Consider the following 703-nt stretch of genomic DNA (forward strand, 5'->3'; position numbering starts at 1 on the left):
CGGCACGCCCTTGGCCGCGAACACACCGTACAGGTCGGACCGATGCGGCCCCACCAGGGTTCGGCCCGCTGCCAGATCCCTGAACCGGCTCTCGCTCAACGCGTCTCGCAAATCTTCCGCTGTCTCGGGCATTGCGCCTTCGGTTTGCACCAACTCCAGTTCGGCCGAAGGAAAGACCGTTTCCGCCCGGTCCTGCGCCGCCCGTAGAAGATCCAGCGACCTCAACCGCGCGGTATGGATGCGGTGCCCCGTCTCGGCCAACTGCCCTTCAAGCGCGGCGTACCAATGCGCGTCCCTGATCTGCTCTTTCAGCAGACGGTTACGTTCGCGCATCGCTTTTTCATAAATCAGCGATGTTTCGGCGTGGGCCGGGTCAAAACTCAGCGCGATACGGTCCAGAAACCGACGGCGTCCCTCAGCCCCTTCAATCCACAGTCGGTCCATGGACGGGGTCAGCCAGACAACCCGCGCAAGTTTCCCCAGATCGATCTGGGTCGCCGACTTGCCATCAATTCTCACCTGTCGCGCTGCGCCGCCCTCGGACCAGGTTTCAATTTCAAACCGCTGCCCCTGAGCGTCCAGCAACCCGGACAGTTTCCAACCCAACGCCTCGGGCCGACGGGTCATCTCGGCCGCGCTCGCCCGCCGCATCCCGCGACCGGGCGAAAACAACGACACCGCTTCAAGAATATTGGTCTTCCCG

The 703-nt window shown here is 63.2% G+C and carries 1 protein-coding gene; it reads right to left on the reverse strand.

What is annotated here, in order from left to right; translation table 11 throughout:
• Positions 1 to 703: DNA replication/repair protein RecF (locus tag ACR0IP_RS23290; RefSeq protein ID WP_480528180.1), on the reverse strand; the 703-nt coding region annotated here is incomplete at both ends.

The sequence above is a fragment of the Ruegeria sp. AL11 genome (assembly GCF_056540865.1).